Source organism: Sulfitobacter sp. SK025, assembly GCF_003352105.1.
Lineage (GTDB): Bacteria > Pseudomonadota > Alphaproteobacteria > Rhodobacterales > Rhodobacteraceae > Sulfitobacter > Sulfitobacter pontiacus.
Map to the genome: position 1 here is coordinate 20,091 of NZ_CP025810.1, position 24,429 is coordinate 44,519.

Consider the following 24,429-nt stretch of genomic DNA (forward strand, 5'->3'; position numbering starts at 1 on the left):
TGTGGTCATGTTGGGGAAAAAGTTGGGCAGGCAATGACAATAACTTATGCAGCAGCGCGCAATGCGCCGATGTTGGCGTTGGAAGATGAACGTGTCCTGTTAAAGGATTGGCAGGTCAGCAAAGATAAGTTCGCACTTGAATCCTTGGTGCTGTCTCATGCGCGCATCGTGTTCTACTGGGCGCGCAAGCTCAGCGATGATCAGGCCGAACGCGAAGACCTGATTTCCGAAGGGATACTGGGGCTGATCCACGCCGCCGATCTGTTTGATCTGGATCGGGACGTGCGGTTTTCGACCTATGCGAAATGGTGGGTCAAGAATGCCACGATGACCGCCCGCAACCACCTGCGCGCCATTGTCGAGACTCCGGCGGGCGTGCAGAAAACGGTGCAGCATTCCATTGACGACGATGACAGCTTCGCGCTGCTTGCATCGGAAGACCCCAACCCCGAAGAGGCCGTGATCGCGCAGTCGTCGCAAACCCTGATCCGCGCGCGATTGCTTGAGGCGATGGAACGACTTCAGCCGATGGACCGCGAGGTGTTGCGGGCGCGGACCTTGCAGCAGCCCCCCGAAAGCATTCAGGATCTTGCCACGCGGATGGAGGTCACCCCCGCCAAGCTGCGCCAGATCGAACGCCGCGCGATGTCGCGGTTGAAGTATGAGCTCGCGGCGCGTGGCGTCATGACAAGCAAGATGCACTGAGATGAATGTCGCTCTATCCGCATTGATGACGGGGCAGGCTGGCGTGAAAACCGGCAAGGGCTCCAGCGCCGTGCCGGAAGGGTTCGCCGCGCTGATGGGAACCGTCGCAATTGGCGAGGCAGGTGCTGCGGTGCCGCCCTTCACCCTCGGCCCCGATGGTGAGCCTATTCTGCTGGGTAGTGACGATGCTACCGCCGAAGGGATGGCAGATGTGCTGGGGCTTTCCCTGACCACAGAGCAAGCGGGCGATCCGACGGCCCTGTCGATGGAGGCGTCCTTCACCGGTCTGATGTCGGCCGCCCAACCGACGGGCGAGGGGGCTACCGTTCAAGCAACTGGGCAAGTAACCACCGCAACCACGGTCAGCGCCCCCGCAGTCGCTGTGCCACAGACGTTCGTGCAAGGTGTCGCGGGCGACGCAGACCCCCAGTTGCCGTTGGCCGCGCCACCATTGGCCGCTGACGCGGTAGCGGCCAATGTAACGCAGGGCCCTGTTAAGGTCGCGCCCGAAACGGCTGCACCTACGGTGCCATCCCCTGTCGAAGCGAAAACCGATGTTAAAATCGCGGCGCCCGCACCGCAAACCTCTGGCGTGCCGCAGCCCGTTACCGCCCCCGCGACAGCAGTAGCGGCACAGCAACCAATCGCTGCTACGGCAGAGGTTCAAAGCGTTGCGCAAACGCAGGGGGTGACGGGGGTACAACCTGTCCCTAAACCGCAGGTTAGTGACAAGGTTCCGACCCCGCCGCGTGCAGCACCCCAAGCCGTGACCACTGTTGAGGGAACCGCCCCGCCGGAACCATCAATCGACGCGGATACGCCCGTCGCGCCGTTGCGACAGGCCGCTTTCGGGGCAGAGCAGCCGACCTTCTTGAACGCAGGTCAGAATGGCGCAGCCGCACAGGGCAAGACACCCGTTGATGTCACCGCGACCTTCCGGCCCGCCGAGGTGGTTCAGGCGCAGCCCGTGGAAAGCAACGCGCTGATCCTCGCCGACCAAGCGAGCGATCTGAAAGCCGCCGCGCCAAGTGCCGAGACGCAGGCCAAACCTGCACCGAAACCCTTTGCCGATGCGCTGATCTCGCAAGTGAAGGCCGTCGAGGCGAAAGAGGGCCGCACCTCGGTCAGCTTGCATCCGCGCGGGTTGGGGCAAATCGAGATCGAGGTCGTCACCGACAAGGACAGCGGCACCCGCGTTGTGGTCCGTGTCGAGAACCCTGCCGTACTGCAAACGCTGCGCGATGAACGCCAGCTTTTGGCGCAGGGGCTTGGGTTTACCGACGCGGGCAGCTTTGAATTCCAGCAGGGGTTCTCGGACGACGGTGCGCGCGATCAACAACGCTCTACCGCGGGGTTCGGTGGGGGCATTGATGACGGCGCAGGCCCTGTGACCGCTGGCGTTCAGCACAAAAATGTGGTGGATGACGGACAACTTGATATTCTCACCTAAGGGGGTGTGATCCATGCTGACAAGCCAGACACTGTTGAACAATTTCACAAGCTCGAACCAAAGCTCGGCGCAGGATTCACTGGGTCAGTTGGGCGAAGATTATACCAAATTCCTGACCCTGCTGACCGCGCAGATCCAGAACCAGGATCCGCTTGAGCCGGTCGATAGCACGCAGTTCGTCGCACAGCTTGCGCAGTTGTCGCAGGTGGAACAAGCGGTGCAGACAAACACGCAGCTAGAGACATTGACCAGCCAGATCAGCGGCTTGCTGAATCTGGGGGGCACCGATCTTTTGGGGCGCGATGTTACGGTGCAATCCGATGTGGTGATGCTGGAAGATGGCACGAGCTTGACCTCATACGAGGTGGGGGCCGGCGCAGCCGAGGTCAGCGCGAAAATCTATGATCCGCTGGGGCGCAATGTGCGTACGATCAACGGTCTGTCCACAGTATCCGGCACTGCGAACCCGCTGGGGTGGGATGGCAAAGACGATTACGGCAATGCGCAGTTGGCGGGGAAATACACCGTGGTGCTGACGGCGAAAGATGCCGCTGGCAACAATATCGCGATCCAGCCGTCGCGCAGTGCCCGCGTCGAAGATGTACGTTTCCGCGAGGGAGAGATCATCTTTGGTCTGGACGGCGGCGAAACGGCATCGTCGATCACCGTGAAATCGGCGAGCTGATCGGGCCTGTCAGTTGCGCAGGCTGGTATTGGCGTAAAAGCTGTTCAGCCGCGCCGTACGTACTGCCGGGAAATTAACGTAGAGCTTGCGTACGATTTGCGCGGCAAGCTCTGCTTTGCGGGCTTCTTCTTCGATCGGTTGGGCGAGGCTCAGGTCGGTTTCCGCAAGCTCGGCGATCGCTGACACGGTTGCGTCACGCAAACGGGCGCGCCCGACGGCGCCGTTGATCTCGTGAAACGACGAAGCCCCCATGACATAGACATCCATGTCAAACACCAGATGGAGGATTTTGCGGCTCTGGATGATCTGCATGGTGAATTTGCCCAAGGGCATCTTGAACATCAGCTCTTGCGTGGCCGCCTGATCCGAGGGGGCCGATGTCGTTGGCCGCATAAAGCGTTCCCCGACATAGCCCATGGCCCCCGCACCAATCACGCAAACGGCGATGATGATGTATTTGATCACACCCGCGTCCCGCCTTAGTAGGGCAGGAACACTTCAAGCGCGTCCTGACCGTAGCGCGCAGTTTGCACCGTCGAAATCTGCCCGCGTCCGCCATAGGTGATCCGCGCCTCGGCGATTTTGTCATAGTCGATGGTGTTCCCGACGTTGATATCGGACTGGCGGATGATGCCGGCGATGCGCAGCTCGCGCAGTTCGTTGTTCACCTTAACCTCTTGCCGTCCGGCGATCACGAAATTCCCGTTGGGTAGGGTCTGGATCACAAGGGCGGCCACCCGCAAGCGTATGGTCTCGTTCCGGCGGATCGACCCTTCGCCTTCGCTGGACGAACTGCTCGACAGGCCAATCAGCTGCCCGCTGTCGGTCGAGGTGTCGAAGTTCAGGATATCGGGGTCGTCCACCCCAGTGGAGGAGGACCGGCTGCGCCCTGTGGCATTTTGCAACTGCGCGCGGTCATCGATATCGATCAGAACGGTGACCAGATCGCCCACGTCGCCGGCGCGCCGGTCCTGGAACAGACGCGGTGTTGAATTGCTCCAGAGGCTGGCCTGATCCGCGCGTTTGGGCTGTTCAGGCGCTTTGGGCAGGGGCATCGGGATGCTCACGCGGTTGACCTCGCCCATGTGGTCGGGGCTCAGCGTCAGATCGCTGACTGTGGGGTTGTGGGTTTCCTGAAAATCACCACAGGCCGCCAGAAAAAGCGCCGAAGCTGCAAGCAGGCAGCCGAGCCGGGCGGGAAAACGAAGGGATGTCATTGTACGACCTCGACGACGCCTGCTGCCATCGCGATGGTCGACAGGGCCTTGTTGCTGGAAAGATTGACGACGCGCAATTCCTGACCCTTATGGGCATCATCCAGGGCACGTCCTTTGGCCGTTAGCTGCAGCCCGCCATGGGTCAGACGGATTTTGACCTTTTCACCGCGGCTGATGATACGGGGCGGCATGACCGAATTGCGCGGGACGGGGCGGCCAGTGACCAGCATACGCCGCACCTGCTGGCCGACGAGTTGATCATATTCATTGATCGCATAGCTGCCGACCCGCTGCATCGGCATTTCAACCAGCGACACGTCCTGGGCGCGGACGATTTCATCGGGCACGATGCGCCGGTTGGGAACAGGCACGGTTAATGTCACCATCGCCAGACCCCATACGCGTTGCGGGACACCGCTGTCGGTTACCACATTTGCGATGAATTGGCCCGAGTCAGGGTCGATCCAGAACTCCTGCACGAAGTTGCCCTTCTTGATCATCCCCTCGGCCATGCGGATATCCAGCTTGGCTTTCGCGGGCAAGGTGGCCCCCAGTTCGGCGACGGCGCGTTCCTCGATCAGGTCGGTCACGGGCACGGCTTGTGCAAGCGCAGGGCCCGCCACCACAAGAACGGCGGCAAGCTGGAACAACACGAAAAGGGCAATGGCAACACGTTTCATCGGTTCAACCCGTTACTTGATCTGGTTCGTCGTGGTCATGATCTGATCGGCGGTCTCGATCGCCTTGGAGTTCATCTCGTAGGCGCGCTGTGCCGAGATCAGGTCGGTGATCTGCTGGATGATGTTGACGTTCGACTGTTCAAGATATCCCTGCCGCGTGATGCCGACGCCGGGGGTGCCGGGGACGTTCTGAACAGGCTCACCCGACGCGGCGGTCTGCTCCATCAAGTTATCACCGACGGGTTTCAGGCCCGCTTCGTTCAGGAAGGTCGCAAAGTTCAACTGGCCCAGTTCCACCGGTTCAGGGGCGTTTTCGACATAGGCCATGACCACGCCTTCCTGATTGATTTCGACCTGACGGGTCAGTTCGGGCACGATGATCGCGGGCTCTACCTCATAGCCGTTCAGGGTGACTAGCTGGCCTTCGGCGCTCAGCTGGAAGTTCCCGTCGCGGGTAAAGGCCTGTGTGCCATCGGGACGGTTCACGGTGAAATAGCCGCGCCCCTCGATCGCGAGGTCCAGCTGGTTTTCAGTCTGGATCAAGCCGCCCTGGATGTTGTGACGGATCACGCCCGCCGCCTGCACGCCCAAGCCGATATCAGTGCCTACGGGCCGCGCAGTGCCTTCTTCGGATGTCAGCGATCCGGCGCTCGCAAAGCTTTGATAGACCAGATCCTGAAACGCGGCGCGCCCGCTTTTAAAGCCGGTGGTGTTGGCGTTGGCGATGTTGTTGGCGATGACGTCAACGTTGGTCTGTTGCGCCAACATGCCCGTGGCCGCGATCCCGAGTGCTTTCATCTTATGCTCCTTCCGGCGGCGTTATACGCGCCCAAGTTTCTGGATGGCCGTGCGGGTCAGATCATCGTCCGACCCCATCAGTTTGACCGAATTCTCGTAGGCCCGCTGGATGTCGATCAGACGGGTCATTTCAAGGACGGCGTTCACGTTGCTGCCCTCGATAAAGCCCTGCTTGACCTGCGGGTTCTCCATCTGCTGCGGCTGGCCTGCGTTCGGGGGCAACTGGTACATGCCCGCGCCCATGGGCAGCATCTGCGCCGCCTCGTTGATCGCGACAACGCTGACCGCGCCAAGCACCGCGCCTTGGGGGTTGGTCACGGTGCCGCTGGTGGTGATCACCACCTCGTCCCCCACATCATCGGGCAGCACGACAGGCCCGCCGCCCACGCCAAGCAGGGGCATACCACCTGCGGTTTTCAACTGGCCGTCGACATCGACCACAAGACGCCCGTGACGGCTGTACCCGGTTTCGCCGCCGGGGAGCTGGAAGCTGAGCCAGCCATCACCGGCCACGGCGATGTCCATCGGGTTGCCGGTCTGCATCAACGGGCCGTCGGTAAGTTCAAGGTACGTCCCGCTTTCGCGCACATAGTTGATCGCATTATCGCCGCTGCCATCGGGTATGGATTCAAGCACGGGGTGGATCGCCTTGTAGCCCGAGGTCGTGGCGTTGGCGAGGTTATGCGCCGTCGTGTCCATGTTGCGGGTCAGCACGGTTGCCTGAGAAAGCGCCACATAACTGATATTGGTCATCTCATCCTCCGGCGGTGCTGAAGCATCACGAAAAAACGCATTGTACATGTCATTGCAAATACAAATTTTCATGAATACAAGGATAAGGCAAGTTCTATTTACACTCTCAAGGATAGGTGTGCGCCAGTATATTTGCATATCGGTGGTTAAGGCGTTGCTGGTTCTTGCGGTTCCGGCGGGTGTGCTTGTGGCCGCGCCCTCTGATGTGGTTGATACGCTGGATCACAGCGCGTTGGACGCAGGGCAGACATGGCGGCGGGATCTGGATTTGCGGCGCTGGTCTCCGGACGGGTTGCGCGATGATTTGCGGCTCAGCATTGCCAAGCTCGGCAGCCAGCGGGGCAATGACCAGACGCGGGTGATGATGGATGTGGCCGAACTGTATATGGCCCATATGCTGCTGTTCGAGGCGGGCTCTATCCTTGCCGAAGTGACCCCTGATACGCCGGTCCATAAACGCCGTCACCGTGCGCTGTCCGACGCGGTGCGTCTGCTGGCTGGGGAAGCACCGACCGCGGTAACGCCACCTTTCAACACGTCTCCGCTGGCAGGCAACCGACCGGATCGCGCCTTTTGGGCCAGTCTGGACGCGATTGCCACTTCCGACGTTCGGCGCTTGTCGGATAGTATCGAGCCAAGCTTTGGCGGGCTGAGCACGCAGCCGGAATCCGTCGTGCGGGCCGTTCTGCCTGTGCTGCTTGAAGCGGCGATTGAGCTGGATAAGCGCGAATATGTCGACGCGACCCTGCGCCTGCTAGATGAAATGCCAGAGCTGGCCGGGGCCGAATCCGGTACATTCCTGCGCGCACGGGCCGCGCAAAAGCGGGGGGACGCGGCGACCGCGCTCAAGATCTATCTGGAAGCGGCAGAGGGCTGGGACCAATACGCCGTGCGCGCCCGTTTGGCGGTGGCGGATATGGCGCTTGCCGATGGCGGAAGAGGGGCGCTGCTGGCGGCACAATCGACCCTAGAGGGCGGATCAGAGGCGTGGCGCGGCGGGCGGTACGAACTGGAAGTATTGCGCCGGCTTGAGCGGGTGTACCACGCATTGGGCAATGATCCCGAAGCCGTGCTGACCCTTGGCCGTATTCTGCTGCGGTTCCCCGAACGTGCCGAAGCCGCCCCGATTGAGGCGCAGGCGCAAGAATTGCTGGCAGATATCTATAAGGCAGGGGGCGAGGGGCAGTATCCGCTGTCGGCTTGGGTCGCGCTGCATCTGCGATTGCTGCCCTATTTCCGCTATACCGAAGGGTTCACGACGCAGATTGAAACACTGGGTGACTACGTCCTGAAGTTGGGGTCGACCGATCTGGCGGCCAAGGAATACCGTCGGGCCGTGCGTATCTTGCAAGAAAAGCAGGAAGAACAAGGCACCTCCCGCGCGGCCGAGATTTTCCGCCTGAACATGAAGCTTGCGCAAGCGCAGGTGCAGGGGGGGCAATTCGCCGATGCACGGCTGACGTTGGAACTGATGGATGTAAGCGTCGCCCCCGAGATGGAGGAGGCGCATCAGAGTTTGCTGGCGCAAACCCTCTCTAAACTGGGGGATAAGCCTGCGTTGCTGAAGGCGTCCGTCGATGCGCCAACGGCGCAGCATTTGCGAGATGTGGGGCTCGCGCTGTCAGAAGAAGAGCGCTGGCCGCAGGCGGCGGACGTTCTTTCGCAGCTTTGGCGGACATATCCGCAGGATTTTTCCTTGCAGGATGCCACACGCCTGTTGATCGCGGCCTATCGGTCCGAAGATCAAGAGACGCTACAGCAGGTGACGCGTTCCTTCCCCAGTCTCACACCGTCTAAAGATCTGATTTCACTGGCAAACAGCATATCTGAGGTGCGCGATAACGTGCTGCCGCTTAGCGCGGGCGGGGCGGCGAAGCGGCTGGAGCAGCTAGAGAATGCCTTTGAAAGCATCGCGAATTCAGGGATATCTCCATGAACTCGGCTGCAAATTTCGGCTAAACCAAGGTTAGACAAAAATAAATCGAGAGAATTTAACCTTCTTTAAACCAATTCGATTATTTGTCCTGTTAGGCAAGAATACCAAGAACGACAACGAGGTAGGAAAATGAGCATTTCAAGTGCGCTTCAGACGGGTGTCAGCGGGCTGCGCGCCAACTCCAAGGCGGTTGGCAGCATCTCCGAGAACATCGCAAACTCGAACACGGTGGGGTACCGCCGCGGGTTCGCGCATATGGTCACGACCACAGCCTCGGGCGGGAATGGCGACGGGGTCTTGTCGGTCAACGCCGTTGAAGAGCTGGACATTTCGACAGCGGGCGGCCTGATCTCGACCAACTCCTCTACCGATCTGGCGATTGGCGGGAACGGTTTTTTCGCGGTGTCGATGAACCCGAACGAGACTGTGCAGACCAACTACATGCTGACCCGCGCGGGGTCGTTCCTGCCGGATGAACAGGGCAACCTGAAGAACGCGGCGGGATACTATCTTGCGGGCTACCCCTACGGGCTGGAAGGGGACATCGGGTCGGTCGACCGGACGTCCTTCAAGGATATGGAAACGGTTAACATCGGCAATCTGAACATCTCTGCCGGCGTGACCTCGACCATCACCGCCTTTGGAAACCTGCCATCGCAGGACACTGGCCAAGCCGATCCGGGCGCACCTTTTGTCACCTCGTCCGAGGTGTTCACCGCCTTGGGTGAAAGCCAGCGCGTGAGCTTTTCCTGGGCACCTGGCACCACGGCGAACACATGGGATCTGGCAATTGCGGATCAGAATGGCAATGGGCTGGGCAGTGTCACGATCGAGTTCAACAACGCCGGGCCTGCGGCGGGCTCTCCGCTGAGCTATAGCAACATCAATTCCACCGCGACGGCACCGGCCGCCTTTACCGTGGACCCTGCGACAGGCGTGGCGACGATCACCCTTGATAACGGGGTTGTCCCGCAAGAGATCGACATCACCCTTGGCAAGCCCGGCGCATTTGACGGGATCAGCCAGTTCGCGGGGGATTTCAGCCTTGCGTTTGATCGGGACGGGTCCAGCGCGGGCGAGCTTGTGCGCACCGAGATTACCGAAGACGGCACATTGTTCGGCGTTTTTGATAATGGCATGCGCCGCGCGCTTTATGATATTCCCGTCGCTGTCGTCGCCAACCCCAACGGGCTGGTCGAAGTGAAGGGCAACGCCTATCGCCTGTCGGGTGAAACAGGGTCGTTCTCTGCTTTGCAAGCCAATTCTTCGACCGTGGGGTCGATCAACGCCGGGGCGCTTGAAGGGTCTAACGTGGACATTGCACAAGAGATGACCGACCTGATCAAGGCGCAGCGGGCGTTTTCGACCAATGCCAAAGTGATCACCACCGTCGACGATATGATGGATGAAACCACCCGTCTGAAACGATAAGCCAGACGGTCTGACCGGAGCATGACATGAGCCTTTCGGGCGCGCTGAATTCGGCCACAGCCGGTTTGCATACGACACAGGGTCAGTCGCGGATCGCGGCGGATAACGTGTCGAATGCGATGACCCCCGGTTATGTCCGGCGCGAGGCGATGCTGGTCACGGCCAGCGGCGGGCAGGGCGGTGCCGTCATCAGCGAGGTCCGCCGCGAGGTCGATGCGACGCTGCAACGGATGTCGCGGCTCGAAAACAGTCGGATGACGCAGTATCAGTCTATTCAGGAAGGGCTGACCACCTATACCGCCTATCTGGGGCAGCCCGGTGACGGCACATCGCCTGCAGACAGGTTTAACGATTTCCAGAACAGCCTGACAACGTTGGTCAATATGCCGTCGTCGAACGGGGCGCAGACATCCGTTGCGCTGGCGGCAGAGGATCTGGTGCGGTCGGTCAAAGGGGCGGCGACAACGCTGTCCACGACGTTGAATGACGTGAATATGGAAATCCGCTATGAAGTCGCGGACCTGAACACGGCCCTATACCAGTTGCGTGATCTGAATGCCTCGGGCAGCGGCTTTACCCCCGGTTCGCTGGAGGCCGCGCAGTTTGATGAAAAGGTCGACACGATCCTTGACCAGATTTCCGGGATCGTTGACACGCGGATACATCGGTCTTCGAACGGGTCGATCAGCCTTTATACGGTCAGCGGGGCCGCATTGCTGGAGGGGCGCGTCGTACAGGATGTGACCTTTAACCCCAGCGACGGCACATTGATGGCGGGCAATCAGGATATCACCCCGTTCAAAGACGGTGTGCGTGGTATTCAGCACGGCAGTCTTGCGGGGCTTTCCGAGCTGAAGAGAGAGACTATACCGCAGTTTAGTCAACAGTTGGACGAATACGCGCGGGGGCTGATCCAGACCTTTGAAGAGGCCGATGCCAGCCTTGCACCGGGTGAAGCGGGGCTGTTCACAGATAACGGGATCGCGTTTGATCCGGCAAATATCACCGGTCTGGCGAGCCGTTTGCAAATAAACAGCAAGATCTCCTCTACCGGCGATGCGGAGGTTTGGCGTATCCGCGATGGTCTGGGGGCCACTTCCCCCGGTGCAGGGTCTGAAACGGTGCAGATTAACGCATTTCTGGCAGGGCTCGACACGGCGATGAATGCAGCGACGGGCACGGGTATTCCCGCCGAGGTCACTTTGCGCGATTTTTCGGCAGAGATGATCACCAGCCAAGCGGCCACGCGCGCACGGGCAGAGAATGACTTTAACGCTGCGGCCTCTGCGGCCGAGGTCGTGATGTCGGCACGGCGCAATTCCGAGGGCGTGAATATTGATGACGAGATGCAGCAACTGCTGTTGATCGAACAAAGTTATGCGGCAAACTCCAGAGTGCTTACAGCAGTGTCAGAGATGATCGACACGCTGATCGCAGCGGTATGAGGCAGGGACAATGGTTCTAGGTATCAGCAGTTTTTCGTCGTTCCAGTTTAACCTTTTCAACCGTCAGAACGTGCAGCGCACGACGCTGGAATTGCAACGGGTGAGCGAAGAAGTCTCTACCGGAAAAAAGGCCGACATCTATACCGATCTGGGCCCGCGCGCGGCCTCGGTGATGAAGCTGCACGGGCGTGAGGCGAATACCCAGACCTTCATGACATCGAACGACGTGCTGGCGAGCAAGCTTGACGCGATGCTTGCGTCCGTCGATGCGGCACGCACGCAGGTACAATCGGTGCTGGAAAGCGCGCTGGTCAATGCCACACGCGATGGCAACGGGGCCGAGGTGTTGCAGATGCAAGCCCGCGCCGCGCTGGAAAGCCTCGTGTCGACGATGAACACGTCGTATAATGGCGAGAACCTGTTTTCGGGGCTGGAATCCAACAAGACCTCGCTGACCCGCTGGCCCGAAACCAGTGCCGACACAGGCCGTTCACCGCAATCGGTGGTCGAAGAAATCTTTGGTGCCGGTCCAACCGACCCAGCCAGCGCCCAAGCCATCGCGGATCAGCTAGAGGCCGTGTTCAACTCGCAAGACGCCGACGCCAGCCGGAATTTTCAGGGCACCTTCTATCAAGGCTCGCCCGAGCGTGATGCCAGTGGGGCCGAGACAAAGCAGATCAGCGCCTGGGTGAATACCGGACAAGAGGTCGTCTACGGTGTGCGCGCCAACGACCAGTCTTTCCGCGATGCCTACAAAGGGTTGGCGATGCTGGCCGTGACCGACGTGAGCCAGATGGACGAAGCGGCCTATAGCACCTGGATGTCAGAGGTGGTCGATAGCCTGTCGGCGTCGCAAGAAGGAATGTTGGATATCTCGGCGCGGATCGGGTTCAACCAGGAGATCGTCGAGAAGACCCAAACGCAGCTGACCGATCTGTCGCTGGTGCAGCGGACGCAAATCTCGAACTACGAAAGTGTTGATCCCTACGAGGCGATCACGCGCATGAATAGTCTGGAGACACAGTTGCAGGCGAGCTATCAGGTTTCCTCGCGGCTTTCGAGCCTGTCGATCCTGAATTACCTGCGCTGATCAGCCGGCTTTCGACGTCACTTCGGGCGAGCTTAGCTTGTAGCCGCGGCCATGCACGGTCTCGATATACTGCCAGCCTGATTTTGACGCGGAAGCGAGCTTTTTGCGCAGTTTGCAGATGTAGACGTCGATGACCTTATCGAAGGGCTGATCGATGCTGCTGCCGTAGATTGCGTCATAAATCGCGTCTTTAGAGATGACTTTGTTCGAGTTCAGCGCAAGATGCTGGAACACCGAATATTCGCGTTTCGACAGTTTGATGCGGCTGCCCGATACGATCGGATCGCGCCCGTCGAAATAGGCGGTCAGTTCTCCGACGATCACGCTTTCCGAGGCATGGCCATAGTGGCGCCGGATGATCGAATTGGTCCGCGACAGCACTTCGGCCCCACGGATCGGGCTGACGATCACATCATCTGCGCCAAGGTTCAGCAGGTCCGACGTATCCTTGGCGTTGCGGAAATCCTTGAGCACGATGACAGGGTTAACGCAGCCTGCGGTACGCATCGCGCGGATATATTCACGCGTATCGTCACATTCACCGATCAGAACGGCATTGGTCTGATGGCCGGGTTGCAGCAAAGGGCCAAGGCCGGTCGTGAAAAACTCGGCGGTGACGAACTGAAGCTCGATACCTGCGCTGCGCAGCTCTGCCGTAAGGCCGGCGCATCGTTCTTTTCGCTGTTCGAAAATATACATGCGCATGTTTGTGTGCCCTAAATCCTGACTATTCCTATCGGTAGCAAGTATATTCTGCGGTAGCAACAATTAATAGATGATTTAACTTGTATAAATCCGGTTATTACGTGATTATGCCAAGGATAGTTGAACTGTTCTTGTACCGGAGATTTCGCAATGGCGCACGGCCAGCGACGCCCCATGACCCGCCTGCTGCGTTGCCTGCAGGCCCTTGCCGCCGCAGCGCTTTTGGTCGTGCCCGCGATGCCGTCCTGGGCCGAGGTCCGGATCAAGGATATTGCGCATTTTGAAGGTGTGCGGGAAAACCATCTGATCGGGTATGGCCTCGTCGTTGGGCTTTTGGGGACGGGGGACAAGCTGAACTCCAGCCCGTTCACCCGTGAATCCATTCGGGGGATGCTTGAACGGCTTGGCGTTGCGAACCTTGATGGCGAGGCGCTCAAAACCAAGAACACCGCCGCCGTGATGGTGACGGCCAAGCTACCCCCTTTTGCGCGGCGCGGCTCGCCCATCGATATCACGGTGTCGTCGCTAGGAGATGCGACAAGTCTGCGGGGAGGTACCTTGTTGATCACCCCGCTGACGGGCGCGGATGGTGAGGTCTATGCCGTGGGGCAGGGCGCAGTTGCGGCCTCGGGCTACCGGGTGGATGGCAATGCCGCGAGCGTTGTGGATGGTGTGCCGACCATCGCGCGGATCGAAAACGGAGCCATCGTCGAGCGCGAGATCGAATTCAGCCTCTTTCAGCTCGACAGTATCCGGATTGCGCTGAATAACCCCGATTTTACCACGGCGGATCGCGTGCGCGAAGCCATTGCGAAACACCTTGGGTCCAGTCAGGTCGAGGTGCTGGATTCCGGCACGATCGAGGTCTGGGTCGGTGACAAACGCAACGCGCCCGAGACGATCATGGCGGTGGAAAACCTGCTGGTCACGCCGGACGCCGTGGCGCGGGTCGTGATTGACGAGAAATCGGGCACCATCGTCATGGGCTCGGACGTGCGGATCGCGCAGGTCGCGATCAGCCAGGGTGGCCTGACCGTGCGCGTGCGCGAGAATTTCGGCGTCAGCCAGCCAGGTCCGATCAGTCTTGGCGGAAATACGGCCGTGATCAGCGAGGAACCTATCTCTATCGGGGGGACGACCGTGATCGTGCCGGAGACCGAGATTGATATCGAAGAAACTGACGGCAGCTTTACCATTCTGAACGGTGACGTGAGCCTGCAAGAGCTTGTCGACGGGCTGAACGCCATCGGCGTTGGCGCACGGCAAACGATTGCGATTTTGCAGGCCATCAAGGCCGCAGGGGCGCTTCACGCCGATCTGGAGATTATCTGATGACCGGTTCAATCCCCCCGTCACTGCCCGTATTCGATATCGCCAAACCCGACCGCGCGGCGCAGACAGGTAAAGAATTCGAAAAGGTGTTCTTAACCCAGTTCGTCGATGAGATGATGAAAACCGCCGGTGCCTCTGCTTTCGGCGGGGAGCAGCAGGCGGATATGTGGCGGTCCTTCATGTCCGAAGCCGTCGCCGGCCAGTTGGTAGAACAGGGCGGCTTGGGCTTTTCCGGTAGCGTGTCGCAAATGCTGGACGCCTACGGGCAGGGCAAAGCCAAATTTGCGGAGCAGGGCGAATGACCCCGCGCACCTTCCGTTTCGGTCAACGCGGCACCGCGCCCGAGGGCGAGGCCCCTGATCAGCTGGTGCTGACCTCGCAGGACGAGGAAAACATTCACGCCTATGTCGCGAAAATCCACGACACCATCGACGTGCTGAACCGCGAGGTCGAGGCGATCAAAGCAGGCAATCTGGATGTCGTCAGCGCGATTTTCGAAGAAAAATCCCGCGCGTTGAAGTGGCTGGAGCTACAAACGCCGCTGGTCGAACCCTTTATGGATCACCCGATTATGAATGAGCTGGAGGTGAAGGCACACCTCAAGCAGTTAAAGGGGGCGATTGAAGAGGACAGCGCAATTTTATCCCGCATGGCCGTCGCCGCCCGCACCATCCTGCGCGAGGTCAAAAAGATCAGCAATCGCAATGCGCTAGACGGAAATTATGGCAAGATGGGCCAACGTGTGAGCGGCGTTGCGGATAAGAACATGCGCGTCGATCAGAAATTCTAAAGCGCGTTTCGCCGATTTTACTCAATTTGTTAACCCTGCTTTAACCTGAGCTGCTATGTAGTTTAGGTTAGCCATTTACGGCTGACCTCAGTCAGAAGACTGGATCAATACGAGAAGCAAGGAGAACATTAAATGTCGTCCATTCTCACCAATAGCTCCGCAATGAACGCTCTTTCCACTCTTCGTGATGTGAACCGTGGATTGAACGAAACGCAAGACCGAGTGTCCACAGGTTTGAAAGTCGCGTCCGGCAAGGACAACGCCGCCTATTTTGCCGTCTCTGAGACGATGAAGGGTGATAGCGGCATGTTCAAAGCCATTAACGAAGGCATGACCGCTACAAAAAACTCCGTCGCAACGGCTCGTCTGGGCGCTGAAACAGTAGCAGATATTGCCCAGCAGATCGTTGAGCGTGTAGCGTTTGCTCAAACTGAAGGCGTAAATCGTGCGGACGTTCAGCTTGAAATCGATGCGCTTGTCGAAAATATGACATCAGCAATCAACCAATCTACCTTCAATGGCGACAACCTCGTCGATGGAGACTACGGTTTCGAAGCCGATGGAACGACAGCAAAGACATCGGTAACCGTGGTAAACGGCATCACTCGTGGTGCATCCGGCGGCATTACAGCAACGACCTTTGAGTTTTCAGAAGTGAACTTGGGGGCGATCAAAGACGAATTTGCTAAGATTGATGTCACCAATACGACAACAGGTGCAGCAGATGGCGAGACTCTAGCTACGAAACTTCAGTTTGCTGAAGTGGAGCTTGCAAAGTCAATCACCGCCGCGACGTCTTTGGGTATCACTGAAAACACGCTTGATGGACAAATGCAGTTTCTTGACGCTTTGACAGACACGCTGGATTCCGGCGTGAGCTCGATGGTTGATGCGGATATGGAAGAAGAAGCGGCGCGTTTGCAGGCCTATCAGGTTCAGCAGCAGCTGGCGACGCAGTCCTTGTCGATTGCAAACCAGGCGCCTCAGAACATCCTGAGCTTGTTCCGTTAATTCGGTTTAGGCGTTATATGAAAAACCCCTCTCCGCCTTTGGTGGGGAGGGGCCCTGACGAAGCACCCACCGGCTTGGACAGGCGTCCCGCCGGTTTTTTATTGCGCCTGACCAGCCTCGGCGCGGGCGCGTTCTTCGAAAAAGCTGCGCAGCGGGTCATCGATGCCGGATTCAAGGATCATCCGGTAGGTGTCGGCAAAGCCTTCGGCGGCTGGGGTCTTCTCGCCGCGGCTTTGTGACAGGAACGGGCTGGCCGCGCGGAAGAAGGTGATTGCCTGATCGGTTTCGGGATCGGACCCGGCTTTATACGCCCCCAATCGGATCAGATCTTCCATATCGGCGTAGCGGCCCAAGGCTTTGCGCGCGACTTTGCTGATCTCGTATTCTTCGGGAGAGTGGCAGCCCGGCAGCATCCGCGACAGCGATTTTTGCAGATCGATCGCGGGGAAACGCCCCTGTTCGGCGATGCGCCGGTCAAGCACCAGATGCCCGTCCACGATCCCGCGCACCGCATCCGCGATGGGTTCGTTCATATCGTCCCCGTCTACCAGCACCGTATAAAGACCGGTAATGTCACCTTCCGCCGCCATACCGGGGCCCGCGCGTTCCAACAAATGAGGCAGTTCGCTGAACACCGACGGCGGATAGCCCCGCAGGGTAGGCGGCTCGCCACGGGCGAGGCCGATTTCACGCTGCGCCATCGCAAAACGGGTGACGCTATCCAGCAGCAGCAGCACCTGCTTTCCCGTCGATTTGAAGTATTCGGCAATCGCGGTCGTGGTTAATGCGGCCTGTTTGCGCAGCAGCGGTGCCTCGTCCCCGGTAGAGACGACGACAACGGCGCGCGCCATGCCTTCTTCGCCCAGATCCTCCTGGATGAACTGTTGCACCTCGCGGCCGCGTTCGCCGATCAGCCCGATGACAATCACATCGGCATCCGTATTGCGGGCCAGCATGGCCATCATGGTCGATTTACCGACACCTGAACCGGCGAAAACACCCATCCTCTGGCCGCGGCAAATCGGGGTGAAAATATCAATGCATTTGATCTGTGTTTCCAGCTTCTCGCCCACCTTCTTGCGGTCGAATGCACCGGGAGGGTTGGCGCGAAAGCGGGTTTTGCGGCGCGGGCGGCGCGCGCGGGTGTATTGCGTAAGGGGGCGGCCAAGCGCATCAACCACCGTTCCGATCCAGCTGTCGTCGGGGGATACCATATCGTCATGCTCAATCAATTCGACGGTATTCCCGACGGACACGCCCTCCCATGTGCCGAACGGCAGAACGCATAGATCACTGCCCTGTGCGCTGACGACTTCGCCATCGATGTGTCCTGCGGGGGTGTGCACCCGACATTGGCTGCCGATCGCTGCCATCGCCTCCAGTCCGCTGACGGTGAGGGTCATGCCGGTGATGGACCTGACGATGCCCGAGATCTTTGCGCTGGCGCATGAATAGATGGACTTTTGCAGGTTTGCGAAGGCAGAAGTCAAAATATACTCTTTCGAAAATATTCTATCCTTGCTATATAACAAGGATAAATAATGAGTCTAGTATGAATACAGATCCCACATCCTTGTTCAGTCTTGCACCGAAACGTTTGCAGTGGCTTGCCACGCGGCAGAATGTCGTGTCCGAGAATATCGCGAATTCTGACGTTGCGGGATACCGCGCGCAGGATGTGCAAAGTTTTGCCAGCTATTTGGAAGACGCAGGTCGGTCGCAACGTTTGCAGGAGGCCGAGGTGGTTGAGGCGCGGGTTCTGGGTGGCGCTACGGCAACCGGGAATAACGTGAATCTGGAAGAGCAGTTGGTCGAGGCGAACAGCGCCTCGGGTCAGTTCCAAATGGCCGCGAGCCTGTACCGCAAAGCGCACGAGATGGTCTACGCCGTCGCTGGCCGGAAATAACGGAGAGACGCGCGATGGATTCCCTTTCCAGAATTTCGGCAACAGCAGCCAGCGGGATGCGGGCGCAGGGTGACCGGTTGCGCATCGTCTCTGAAAACCTTGCCAATGCCAGTTCGACCGCGCAAACGGCGGGGGGCGACCCGTACCAGCGCAAGACGATTTCTTTTGAAAGCGCTACGGATCCGTCAACGGGGGCAGCGATTGTGCAGTCTGCAGGCGTGCTGCGGGATGATGCCGATTTCACACTGCGGTATGAACCATCGCACCCCGCGGCGGATCAGAACGGCTATATCAAGATGCCGAACGTGAACCCGCTGATCGAAATGAGCAATATGCGTGAAGCCGCGCGCAGCTATGAAGCAAACCTTTCGATGCTGGACAAGGCGCGTGACATGCGCCGTCAGTTGGTCGAGCTGTTGAAGTAAGGTGCCAGAATGACAGATTTTTCCGCCATCCGTTCTTCCTACGTTGAAGCCGCCTATGCAAAGACGGTGCAAGGCGAAACGCGGGGTGCAAAACCCGCTGGCCCCGCCCCAAAAGATTTTGCCCAGATGGTCGGCGATGCCGCGTCGCAGGCCGTGGAGTCGGTGCGCGAAGGCGACCAGATGGCGATCAAGGGGCTGACAGGGCAAGCCAGCCTGCAAGAGGTTGTTCAGGCCACCATGGCGATGGAGCAGACAGTTCAGGTTTCGGTCGCGCTGCGTGACAAACTGGTGGAAGCGTACCAAGAAGTTATGCGTATGCCGGTTTAACGTCAGGTTAACACGCGCCATGTTTTTCGGAGGTCCGCTGTGGATTCTGTCACTATCTACGAAATCATCCGGCAGACGTTAACCGTAACATTGATCGGATCGGCACCTGTGCTTGTTGTGGCGCTTGGCGTCGGGCTTGCCATCGCGTTTTTCCAGGCTTTGACACAGATTCAGGAAATGACGCTAACGTTCGTGCCCAAAATCGCTGCGATTTTTGTGACGCTCGCCATCAGCATTCCATTTATTTTTTCGACACTTGTCGGGCTCTCGGACCGGGTGTTCGATCTTGTCTCCAACGGGGGGCTCTAGGGTGCGCCTCACCGTCTTGTTCATGGTTCTCTTGCTGCCCATCTCTGCCTTGGCGGACAAAGGCGGTTGGACGGGGTTTTACACGTCATCCGCTCCTGCCGTGAAGTTGGGTCGGCAAAACGCCACCTCAAATCCGATGCGCGTCTGCGTGGACGAGATCCTGTCGGCTGAACAGCGCTATAACATTCCCGGTAACCTATTGTTGGCGATCGGGATTCAGGAAGCTGGACGTCAGGTGAACAACAAGCTGGTGGTATGGCCGTGGACCGCAAACACAAACGGTACCGGCACGTTCTTTGGCAGCAAGCTCGCATTAGAAGCGCATGTGCGCGAGACAGAGGGCCGCGGCATCCGGTCCACGGATGTGGGATGCATGCAGATTAACCAACGGTGGCATGGCGACCAGTTCTCCTCGCTAGAAGAGGCGACGACGCCAGCGCATAACGTCGATTATGCCGCACGTTTTTTGACCGCGCTATATCACGAGACAGGCGATTGGTGGCAGGCTGCCGGCCGGTACCATTCGTCTAACCCCAGCTACAAAGCTGTTTATCTGCAGAAGTTGCAGCAGAATCAGCGCATCGCCCAGGCATTCCTGACCCGCTTTGAAAGCGATGTTAGCCCGGGCAATAGCACCCCGCAGCAGGTTGCAGTCACCCGCGAGATGCCCGATTTCAACTGGAGCGCCGATCTGAGCGGTGCAAACTCCGGCAAAGCGGGCGGCGCGCTGTCTATCTATTCTACGCAGGCGTTGGCCCCCATCCTGCCCCATTACGCAGAGGTCAACTGAGCGTGGCGACACCAGACACAAATCCGCAGCCCTTCAGCTTTGCCAAGCTTAGCGGTGCCAATCGCGACATCGGGTTCGCCGTGGGGATGGTTCTCATCCTGGCGATGTTGTTTATTCCGTTGCCTCCGTTCTTTCTGGATCTGGGTTTGGCGATTTCCCTCGCGTTGTCCGTTCTGATTCTCATGGTGGCCCTGTGGATCGGTACACCCTTGGAATTTAACTCCTTTCCGACGCTTTTGCTGGTCGTCACGATGCTGCGTCTGGCACTCAACGTATCCTCCACCAGATTAATTTTGAGTGAAGGTCATAACGGACCGGGCGCTGCGGGGAATGTCATCGAGGGATTTTCGCAGTTTATTCTGGGCGGCGACTTCATCATCGGCATTATTGTTTTCACAATTCTGGTGATCATTAACTTTATCGTCATCACTAAGGGCTCTACTCGAATCGCGGAGGTTGCGGCGCGATTCTCGCTGGATGCGATGCCGGGTAAACAAATGGCGATCGATGCTGACCTCGGCGCCGGTGCCATTACGGAGGAGGAGGCGAAACTACGGCGTAAAACGGTCGAGGAAGAAAGCGCGTTCTTCGGGGCGATGGACGGTGCGTCCAAGTTCGTCCGCGGGGATGCTGTTGCAGGGTTGATCATCACGCTGATCAACGTTTTTGGCGGCATTATGATCGGTATGATCAGCCACGGACTGAGCGTGGGCGACGCGATGAGCCGCTATACAGTGCTAACGATCGGTGACGGTTTGGTCACGCAAATCCCGGCGTTGGTCGTGTCTCTTGCCGCTGGTTTGTTGGTGACCAAAGGCGGAACACTGGGTGCGGCGAACGAAGCCGTCTTGGGGCAGCTCAGCAATTTTCCCAAGGCTTTGTATGTCGCGGCGGGGCTGACATTCTGTATCGGTTGGCTGCCCGGCTTTCCGTTGATGATCTTTCTCGCGCTCTCTGCCGGGATGGCGGGCTTTGGCTATATCATGCAGAAGTCCTTTGTAGAGCGGGACAAAGCCGAGAAGCTCGCCGCCGCGCGCGACGCGGCACCTGTTGAGAGTGCTGAAGACAAGCTGTCGGATATGCTGCGCGTTGATGATGTCCGGCTGGATCTCGGCTCTGGTCTCGTGCCGATGATTACCTCGGTCAATGCGGCGCTACCGGGTAAGGTTAAAAGCCTGAGGTCGTTGTTTATAAAGGACTTCGGGTTTGTCTTGCCGTTGGTTCGGATCAAGGACGATGCGGAGCTTCCCGCCTATACCTACGCCATTTCCCTGCAAGGGGTGGAGGCCGCGCGTGGGGAAGTTGACCCGATGATGATGATGGTGATCAACCCGTCGGGGCAAGAAATCAACCTTCCCGGCAAACGCACGCGCGAACCGACCTTCGGGTTGGAAGCGATCTGGGTTGACGAAACGCGCGCATCCGAAGCCGAGCTCATGGGGATGACTGTCGTTGATCCGGAAAGCGTGATCACCACGCATCTGACCGAGGTGATCAAGGAGCATATGCCCGAGATCCTGACCTATGCCGCGACGCAGGAATTGATCGAGGGGCAGGGCAAGGAATATCAGAAACTGCTTTCAAGCGGCTCGGACAGCAGTTCGGCTGTGATGTTGCAGCACGTCTTGCAGGCGCTGCTAGCAGAGCGGGTGTCGATCCGAAATCTGTCGATGATCATCGAAGCGGTCGCGGAGGCAAGCGCCACGTCCAAGAATATCCGCACAGTAATCGAGCACGCCCGTAGCAAACTGGCTAAACAAATTTGCCAATCCTTGAAGGATTCCCAAGGATATGTGCCGGTCATAAATCTGGGTGGAGATTGGGAGCGCGAGCTTGCGAGTTCGATCTCTAAAGCGAACGGGGAAGAAACCTTCCTGATGTCGCCGTCGCGGGTACAGGAGTTTGTTCTTGCAGTACGCAAGGAAATCCAGAAGTTTTCAAGCGCGGATGAATGGCCGGCCATTCTGGTCAGCCCGCAAGCGCGGCCCTACGTCCGGTCGATCCTCGAACGGGTGAGCCCCATGACCCAAGTGATTTCGCACAACGAAGTCCACCGCAAAGCGTCGCTACGTACTGTTGGCACCGTCGGTTAACCGATCGTGGCAATCGAACCCTTCATCTCGACACTATTTTTCTCTTTTTTCGTGGTGTTTGCCCGCATTGGCACGGCGCTGATGTTTATGCCCGGGTTTGGGGAGGTGCAGATTCCGGTGCGCCCGCGGCTGTCCTTGGCGGTGCTGATCAGTCTTTCCCTGCTTCCGCTGACGCCCATTGCAAGCGCGCTGCCTGATAGCGCGGTGACCGCGGTGTTCCTGTTGGGCGCCGAGGTGCTGATCGGGCTGTGGATTGGTCTTTGTGCGCGCATCCTGTTGTCAGCACTTCAGTTTGCGGGGTTTCAGGTCGGGCAGGTGTCTGGTTTGGCAAACGCTTTTGGCCCGTCGTTCGGGTCGTTTGAAGGCGCGACGATGGTGGCGACCTTGCTGCTGATGAGCGCGGTGACGATGATCTTTGTCACAGACACCCATCATCTGATCATCCGCGCATTGCTTGCCAGCTATCAGGTGTTCCCGCCCGGACAGTTCGTGCTCGCCGATCTTGCTGATCAAATACTGCGTGTCGCGAGTGCGAGCCTTTACATCGGGACGGCAATTGCGGCCCCCTTCTTTGTGATGGGTGTGATTTTGAACCTTGGCATGGGGCTGGCAAACCGGATGATGCCACAACTGCCCGTGTTTTTCGTGGCGGCATCGCTGTTGATCGGGGCAGGGCTGCTGATCCTTGCTATCGCCCTGCCGGCCATGCTTGATTACTTCCTAGTGCGATTCCAGGAGTGGATCATGGGCTTTAGGATCTAATCATGGCCGAGAATAGCGACAGCACGGAAAAGACCCTAGAGCCAACCGAAAAGAAGCTTAAGGACGCGCGCAAGAAAGGGGATGTCCCGTCTTCAAAGGAGACGGGGAACATGGTCGTTGTCGTGGCGATGTTGGGGATCGCCGCCTTGGTCTTGCCCTATCAGGCCCCGCAAATCGTCGTCGCGCTGTCGGTTCTGCTGGACCATTCCCCAAATCTGATGGTCGCCACGGGAGAGCCGGGGGTGATCCGGCTGGGGCAAATCATGAGCGAATTCTTCTATATGATCGTATGGGCAGTCCTTCCTATCTTTGGCGTTTTGTTCTTGGGCGGCGCGATTGGCGCTGTGATTCAGGGTGAAACCGTCGTCGCGGCAGAGCGTATCAAACCAAAGCTTTCCAAATTATCACCGCTGGAAGGGTTGAAGCGTCTTTTTTCGGCGAATGCGCTGGTCGAATTCGCGAAAAGTATCGTCAAAGTCTTGGCAATCGGTGGGCTTGCCGTGTGGTTCACGAATGAAGCGGTGCGGCGCATCTGGACCTCGTCGGGCTTTATCCCCGAGCATCTGCCCGGCTATCTGACCGCCGCTGCTGTTAAGCTGTTAATTGCGGCTGCAATTCTGCTTGTGCCAATCGCGATTGCCGACATTCTGTGGCGTCGTTTTGATTGGCGGCGCAAGCAAAGGATGAGCCAGAAAGACATCAAGGACGAACATAAGGAATCCGAAGGCTCTCCCGAAATCCGGCAGAAACGGGCGCGTCGCCGGCGTGAGCTGTCACAACAGCGTACAATCACTGCTGTGCCTTTGGCGGATGTCATTCTGACCAACCCGACCCACTATTCGATCGCGCTGAAATACGACCCGGCGCAGGATATGGCCCCGGTCTGTATCGCCAAAGGCGCAGATCATCTGGCGCGGCGCATCCGCGAAGTGGCTGCGGAGCACGATATTCCGATGATCGAGAATAAACCGTTAACGCGAATGCTGTATGACGAGATCGACGTCGATCAGGTCATTCCCGTCGCCCATTGGGAAATTGTCGCCGAGATCATCAGCTTCGTCTTTGACCTGCGCAACAATAAAAAGCGGGCGGCACCGCAGGGGTCTACCCTGCGGACCGATCCATATTAACGAAGCTTGATACCTGTAAGATCTTGATCCGCCGGAAGCTGCGAACGTTCCAGAATGATTTTGGAGACGGCGCGCGCCCGTACAGGCGGGATCTTTGCAAGGATAGGGGCGGCTGTTCTTGGCTTCATGGTGCCAAGGATCATAATCGTCGTCTCGATGTCCAGATCATCCATGATACGCGCCGCATCGGTCGGCTTCATATTCGTGTAAAGCTGGATCAGACGATCAAGGTCTTCGGTCTGCGCGGCATCAACGCGGCCCAGCAGATCCTCGATAGAGGTCTTGAGCTCGGTCAGAGATGCTTTTTCGATGTTAAGCCGTTCGCGGGCCAGCGCAAATTCAGCACGTTGGTTTTCCAGCTCTTCCTGCTGCAACCGCACCAATTCGCGTTCTTTCGTGAGCGAGATCAAAACGTCTTCGGGCGCTTCGCAGCCGTTTGAAAGTTCGGGCAGGTTGCCCACCAGCGGCGGTGCATCCTGAACCGGTTGCAGGCCCGTTTCCTCTTTGGTTTCAGCGGCAAGAACGACCATCGGCTGCTGCGGCAGCGCACTATCCTTGAACAAGGGCAAGTCAGGAAAGGATAGCGCGGCTTTGGCGCAGAGTGTCAGGGCCAGCCCCCCAAGGATAATTTTCCCGTTCAACATACCTGGTCCAAACAT

At 58.5% G+C, this 24,429-nt stretch carries 27 protein-coding genes; 19 read left to right on the top strand and 8 right to left on the bottom strand.

Annotated features, from left to right (window positions below; translation table 11 throughout):
• Nucleotides 1-33 precede the first annotated feature (33 nt).
• Genes C1J04_RS16760 through C1J04_RS16770 form a run of 3 tightly spaced genes read left to right on the top strand, consistent with a single transcriptional unit; the run spans nucleotide 34 to nucleotide 2,840 of the window.
• Nucleotides 34-705 (top strand): sigma-70 family RNA polymerase sigma factor, encoded by a 672-nt coding sequence (locus C1J04_RS16760; RefSeq protein WP_005849004.1) that lies wholly within the window; start codon nucleotides 34-36, stop codon nucleotides 703-705.
• 1 nt (nucleotide 706) lies between these two features.
• Entirely contained in the window at nucleotides 707-2,155 is a 1,449-nt protein-coding gene (locus tag C1J04_RS16765; protein WP_009824359.1) for a flagellar hook-length control protein FliK, read from the top strand.
• Nucleotides 2,156-2,168: 13 nt separating this feature from the next.
• Nucleotides 2,169-2,840, top strand: a complete 672-nt coding sequence (locus tag C1J04_RS16770; protein WP_009824358.1) for a flagellar hook assembly protein FlgD — start codon at nucleotides 2,169-2,171, stop codon at nucleotides 2,838-2,840.
• Between the two features lie 9 nt (nucleotides 2,841-2,849).
• On the opposite strand, the gene C1J04_RS16775 is transcribed toward C1J04_RS16770, so the two are convergent.
• From C1J04_RS16775 to C1J04_RS16795, 5 genes are read right to left on the bottom strand one after another with little or no spacing between them, the layout of a single operon-like run.
• Nucleotides 2,850-3,305, bottom strand: a complete 456-nt coding sequence (locus C1J04_RS16775) for a hypothetical protein (protein ID WP_005849008.1) — start codon at nucleotides 3,303-3,305, stop codon at nucleotides 2,850-2,852.
• A gap of 14 nt (nucleotides 3,306-3,319) precedes the next feature.
• A complete protein-coding gene (locus C1J04_RS16780) occupies nucleotides 3,320-4,057 on the bottom strand; it encodes a flagellar basal body L-ring protein FlgH (RefSeq protein ID WP_005849010.1) in 738 nt (245 codons plus the stop codon).
• On the bottom strand, nucleotides 4,054-4,737 hold the full coding sequence (gene flgA, locus C1J04_RS16785) for a flagellar basal body P-ring formation chaperone FlgA (protein ID WP_009824357.1): 684 nt from the start codon (nucleotides 4,735-4,737) through the stop codon (nucleotides 4,054-4,056). The genes C1J04_RS16780 and flgA overlap by 4 nt, the downstream gene beginning before the upstream one ends.
• 12 nt (nucleotides 4,738-4,749) lie before the next feature.
• Nucleotides 4,750-5,535, bottom strand: a complete 786-nt coding sequence (flgG, locus tag C1J04_RS16790) for a flagellar basal-body rod protein FlgG (RefSeq protein ID WP_009824356.1) — start codon at nucleotides 5,533-5,535, stop codon at nucleotides 4,750-4,752.
• A 21-nt stretch (nucleotides 5,536-5,556) separates the two neighbouring features.
• Nucleotides 5,557-6,288: a flagellar hook-basal body complex protein gene (locus C1J04_RS16795; RefSeq protein WP_254655096.1), complete on the bottom strand. Its 732-nt coding sequence runs from the start codon at nucleotides 6,286-6,288 to the stop codon at nucleotides 5,557-5,559.
• 118 nt (nucleotides 6,289-6,406) lie between these two features.
• On the opposite strand from C1J04_RS16795, the gene C1J04_RS16800 reads away from it, so the two are divergent.
• The 4 genes from C1J04_RS16800 to C1J04_RS16815 all read left to right on the top strand — a co-directional run bounded on the left by C1J04_RS16800 (nucleotide 6,407) and on the right by C1J04_RS16815 (nucleotide 12,190).
• Complete coding sequence (locus C1J04_RS16800; protein ID WP_254655095.1) at nucleotides 6,407-8,224, top strand: tetratricopeptide repeat protein; 1,818 nt, start codon at nucleotides 6,407-6,409, stop codon at nucleotides 8,222-8,224.
• Between the two features lie 129 nt (nucleotides 8,225-8,353).
• The gene (locus C1J04_RS16805; RefSeq protein WP_009824353.1) at nucleotides 8,354-9,655 is read left to right on the top strand and encodes a flagellar hook protein FlgE; all 1,302 of its coding nucleotides are present in this window, start codon (nucleotides 8,354-8,356) and stop codon (nucleotides 9,653-9,655) included.
• 26 nt (nucleotides 9,656-9,681) lie between these two features.
• On the top strand, nucleotides 9,682-11,100 hold the full coding sequence (gene flgK / locus C1J04_RS16810; protein WP_009824352.1) for a flagellar hook-associated protein FlgK: 1,419 nt from the start codon (nucleotides 9,682-9,684) through the stop codon (nucleotides 11,098-11,100).
• A 10-nt stretch (nucleotides 11,101-11,110) separates the two neighbouring features.
• On the top strand, nucleotides 11,111-12,190 hold the full coding sequence (locus tag C1J04_RS16815) for a flagellin N-terminal helical domain-containing protein (RefSeq protein ID WP_009824351.1): 1,080 nt from the start codon (nucleotides 11,111-11,113) through the stop codon (nucleotides 12,188-12,190).
• Here C1J04_RS16815 and C1J04_RS16820 read toward each other — a convergent pair whose 3' ends face one another.
• Nucleotides 12,191-12,895, bottom strand: a complete 705-nt coding sequence (locus C1J04_RS16820) for a response regulator transcription factor (protein ID WP_005849021.1) — start codon at nucleotides 12,893-12,895, stop codon at nucleotides 12,191-12,193. It lies immediately after the preceding gene.
• A 174-nt stretch (nucleotides 12,896-13,069) separates the two neighbouring features.
• Here C1J04_RS16820 and C1J04_RS16825 point away from each other — a divergent pair, with 174 nt between their 5' ends.
• The 4 genes from C1J04_RS16825 (at nucleotide 13,070) to C1J04_RS16840 (ending at nucleotide 16,028) form a co-directional block, all read left to right on the top strand.
• Nucleotides 13,070-14,227, top strand: a complete 1,158-nt coding sequence (locus C1J04_RS16825; RefSeq protein ID WP_009824349.1) for a flagellar basal body P-ring protein FlgI — start codon at nucleotides 13,070-13,072, stop codon at nucleotides 14,225-14,227.
• Nucleotides 14,227-14,529 carry a hypothetical protein gene (locus C1J04_RS16830; protein ID WP_009824348.1) on the top strand — a complete coding sequence of 101 codons (303 nt, stop codon included), beginning with the start codon at nucleotides 14,227-14,229 and terminating at the stop codon, nucleotides 14,527-14,529. The genes C1J04_RS16825 and C1J04_RS16830 overlap by 1 nt, the downstream gene beginning before the upstream one ends.
• Nucleotides 14,526-15,017, top strand: a complete 492-nt coding sequence (locus tag C1J04_RS16835; RefSeq protein WP_009824347.1) for a hypothetical protein — start codon at nucleotides 14,526-14,528, stop codon at nucleotides 15,015-15,017. The genes C1J04_RS16830 and C1J04_RS16835 overlap by 4 nt, the downstream gene beginning before the upstream one ends.
• A 132-nt stretch (nucleotides 15,018-15,149) precedes the next feature.
• Nucleotides 15,150-16,028 carry a flagellin N-terminal helical domain-containing protein gene (locus tag C1J04_RS16840; RefSeq protein ID WP_037953467.1) on the top strand — a complete coding sequence of 293 codons (879 nt, stop codon included), beginning with the start codon at nucleotides 15,150-15,152 and terminating at the stop codon, nucleotides 16,026-16,028.
• Between the two features lie 98 nt (nucleotides 16,029-16,126).
• Here the strand turns inward: C1J04_RS16840 and C1J04_RS16845 are convergent, their stop codons facing one another.
• Nucleotides 16,127-17,518 (bottom strand): FliI/YscN family ATPase, encoded by a 1,392-nt coding sequence (locus C1J04_RS16845; protein ID WP_037953466.1) that lies wholly within the window; start codon nucleotides 17,516-17,518, stop codon nucleotides 16,127-16,129.
• Nucleotides 17,519-17,580: 62 nt separating this feature from the next.
• On the opposite strand from C1J04_RS16845, the gene C1J04_RS16850 reads away from it, so the two are divergent.
• The 8 genes from C1J04_RS16850 (at nucleotide 17,581) to C1J04_RS16885 (ending at nucleotide 23,770) form a co-directional block, all read left to right on the top strand.
• Complete coding sequence (locus tag C1J04_RS16850) at nucleotides 17,581-17,934, top strand: flagellar basal body protein (protein ID WP_005849029.1); 354 nt, start codon at nucleotides 17,581-17,583, stop codon at nucleotides 17,932-17,934.
• A gap of 14 nt (nucleotides 17,935-17,948) precedes the next feature.
• The gene (gene flgC, locus C1J04_RS16855; protein WP_074636865.1) at nucleotides 17,949-18,359 is read left to right on the top strand and encodes a flagellar basal body rod protein FlgC; all 411 of its coding nucleotides are present in this window, start codon (nucleotides 17,949-17,951) and stop codon (nucleotides 18,357-18,359) included.
• A 9-nt stretch (nucleotides 18,360-18,368) separates the two neighbouring features.
• Nucleotides 18,369-18,686 carry a flagellar hook-basal body complex protein FliE gene (locus tag C1J04_RS16860; RefSeq protein ID WP_009824343.1) on the top strand — a complete coding sequence of 106 codons (318 nt, stop codon included), beginning with the start codon at nucleotides 18,369-18,371 and terminating at the stop codon, nucleotides 18,684-18,686.
• Nucleotides 18,687-18,725: 39 nt separating this feature from the next.
• Entirely contained in the window at nucleotides 18,726-18,995 is a 270-nt protein-coding gene (locus C1J04_RS16865; protein ID WP_005849035.1) for a flagellar biosynthetic protein FliQ, read from the top strand.
• Between the two features lie 148 nt (nucleotides 18,996-19,143).
• Nucleotides 19,144-19,785 (top strand): lytic transglycosylase domain-containing protein, encoded by a 642-nt coding sequence (locus tag C1J04_RS16870; protein WP_254693886.1) that lies wholly within the window; start codon nucleotides 19,144-19,146, stop codon nucleotides 19,783-19,785.
• A gap of 2 nt (nucleotides 19,786-19,787) precedes the next feature.
• A complete protein-coding gene (gene flhA, locus C1J04_RS16875; RefSeq protein WP_009824341.1) occupies nucleotides 19,788-21,878 on the top strand; it encodes a flagellar biosynthesis protein FlhA in 2,091 nt (696 codons plus the stop codon).
• Nucleotides 21,879-21,884: 6 nt separating this feature from the next.
• A complete protein-coding gene (locus tag C1J04_RS16880; protein ID WP_005849041.1) occupies nucleotides 21,885-22,640 on the top strand; it encodes a flagellar biosynthetic protein FliR in 756 nt (251 codons plus the stop codon).
• A gap of 2 nt (nucleotides 22,641-22,642) precedes the next feature.
• Nucleotides 22,643-23,770, top strand: a complete 1,128-nt coding sequence (locus C1J04_RS16885) for an EscU/YscU/HrcU family type III secretion system export apparatus switch protein (RefSeq protein WP_005849043.1) — start codon at nucleotides 22,643-22,645, stop codon at nucleotides 23,768-23,770.
• Here the strand turns inward: C1J04_RS16885 and C1J04_RS16890 are convergent.
• Complete coding sequence (locus C1J04_RS16890) at nucleotides 23,767-24,429, bottom strand: MotE family protein (protein ID WP_037953464.1); 663 nt, start codon at nucleotides 24,427-24,429, stop codon at nucleotides 23,767-23,769. The genes C1J04_RS16885 and C1J04_RS16890 overlap by 4 nt on opposite strands.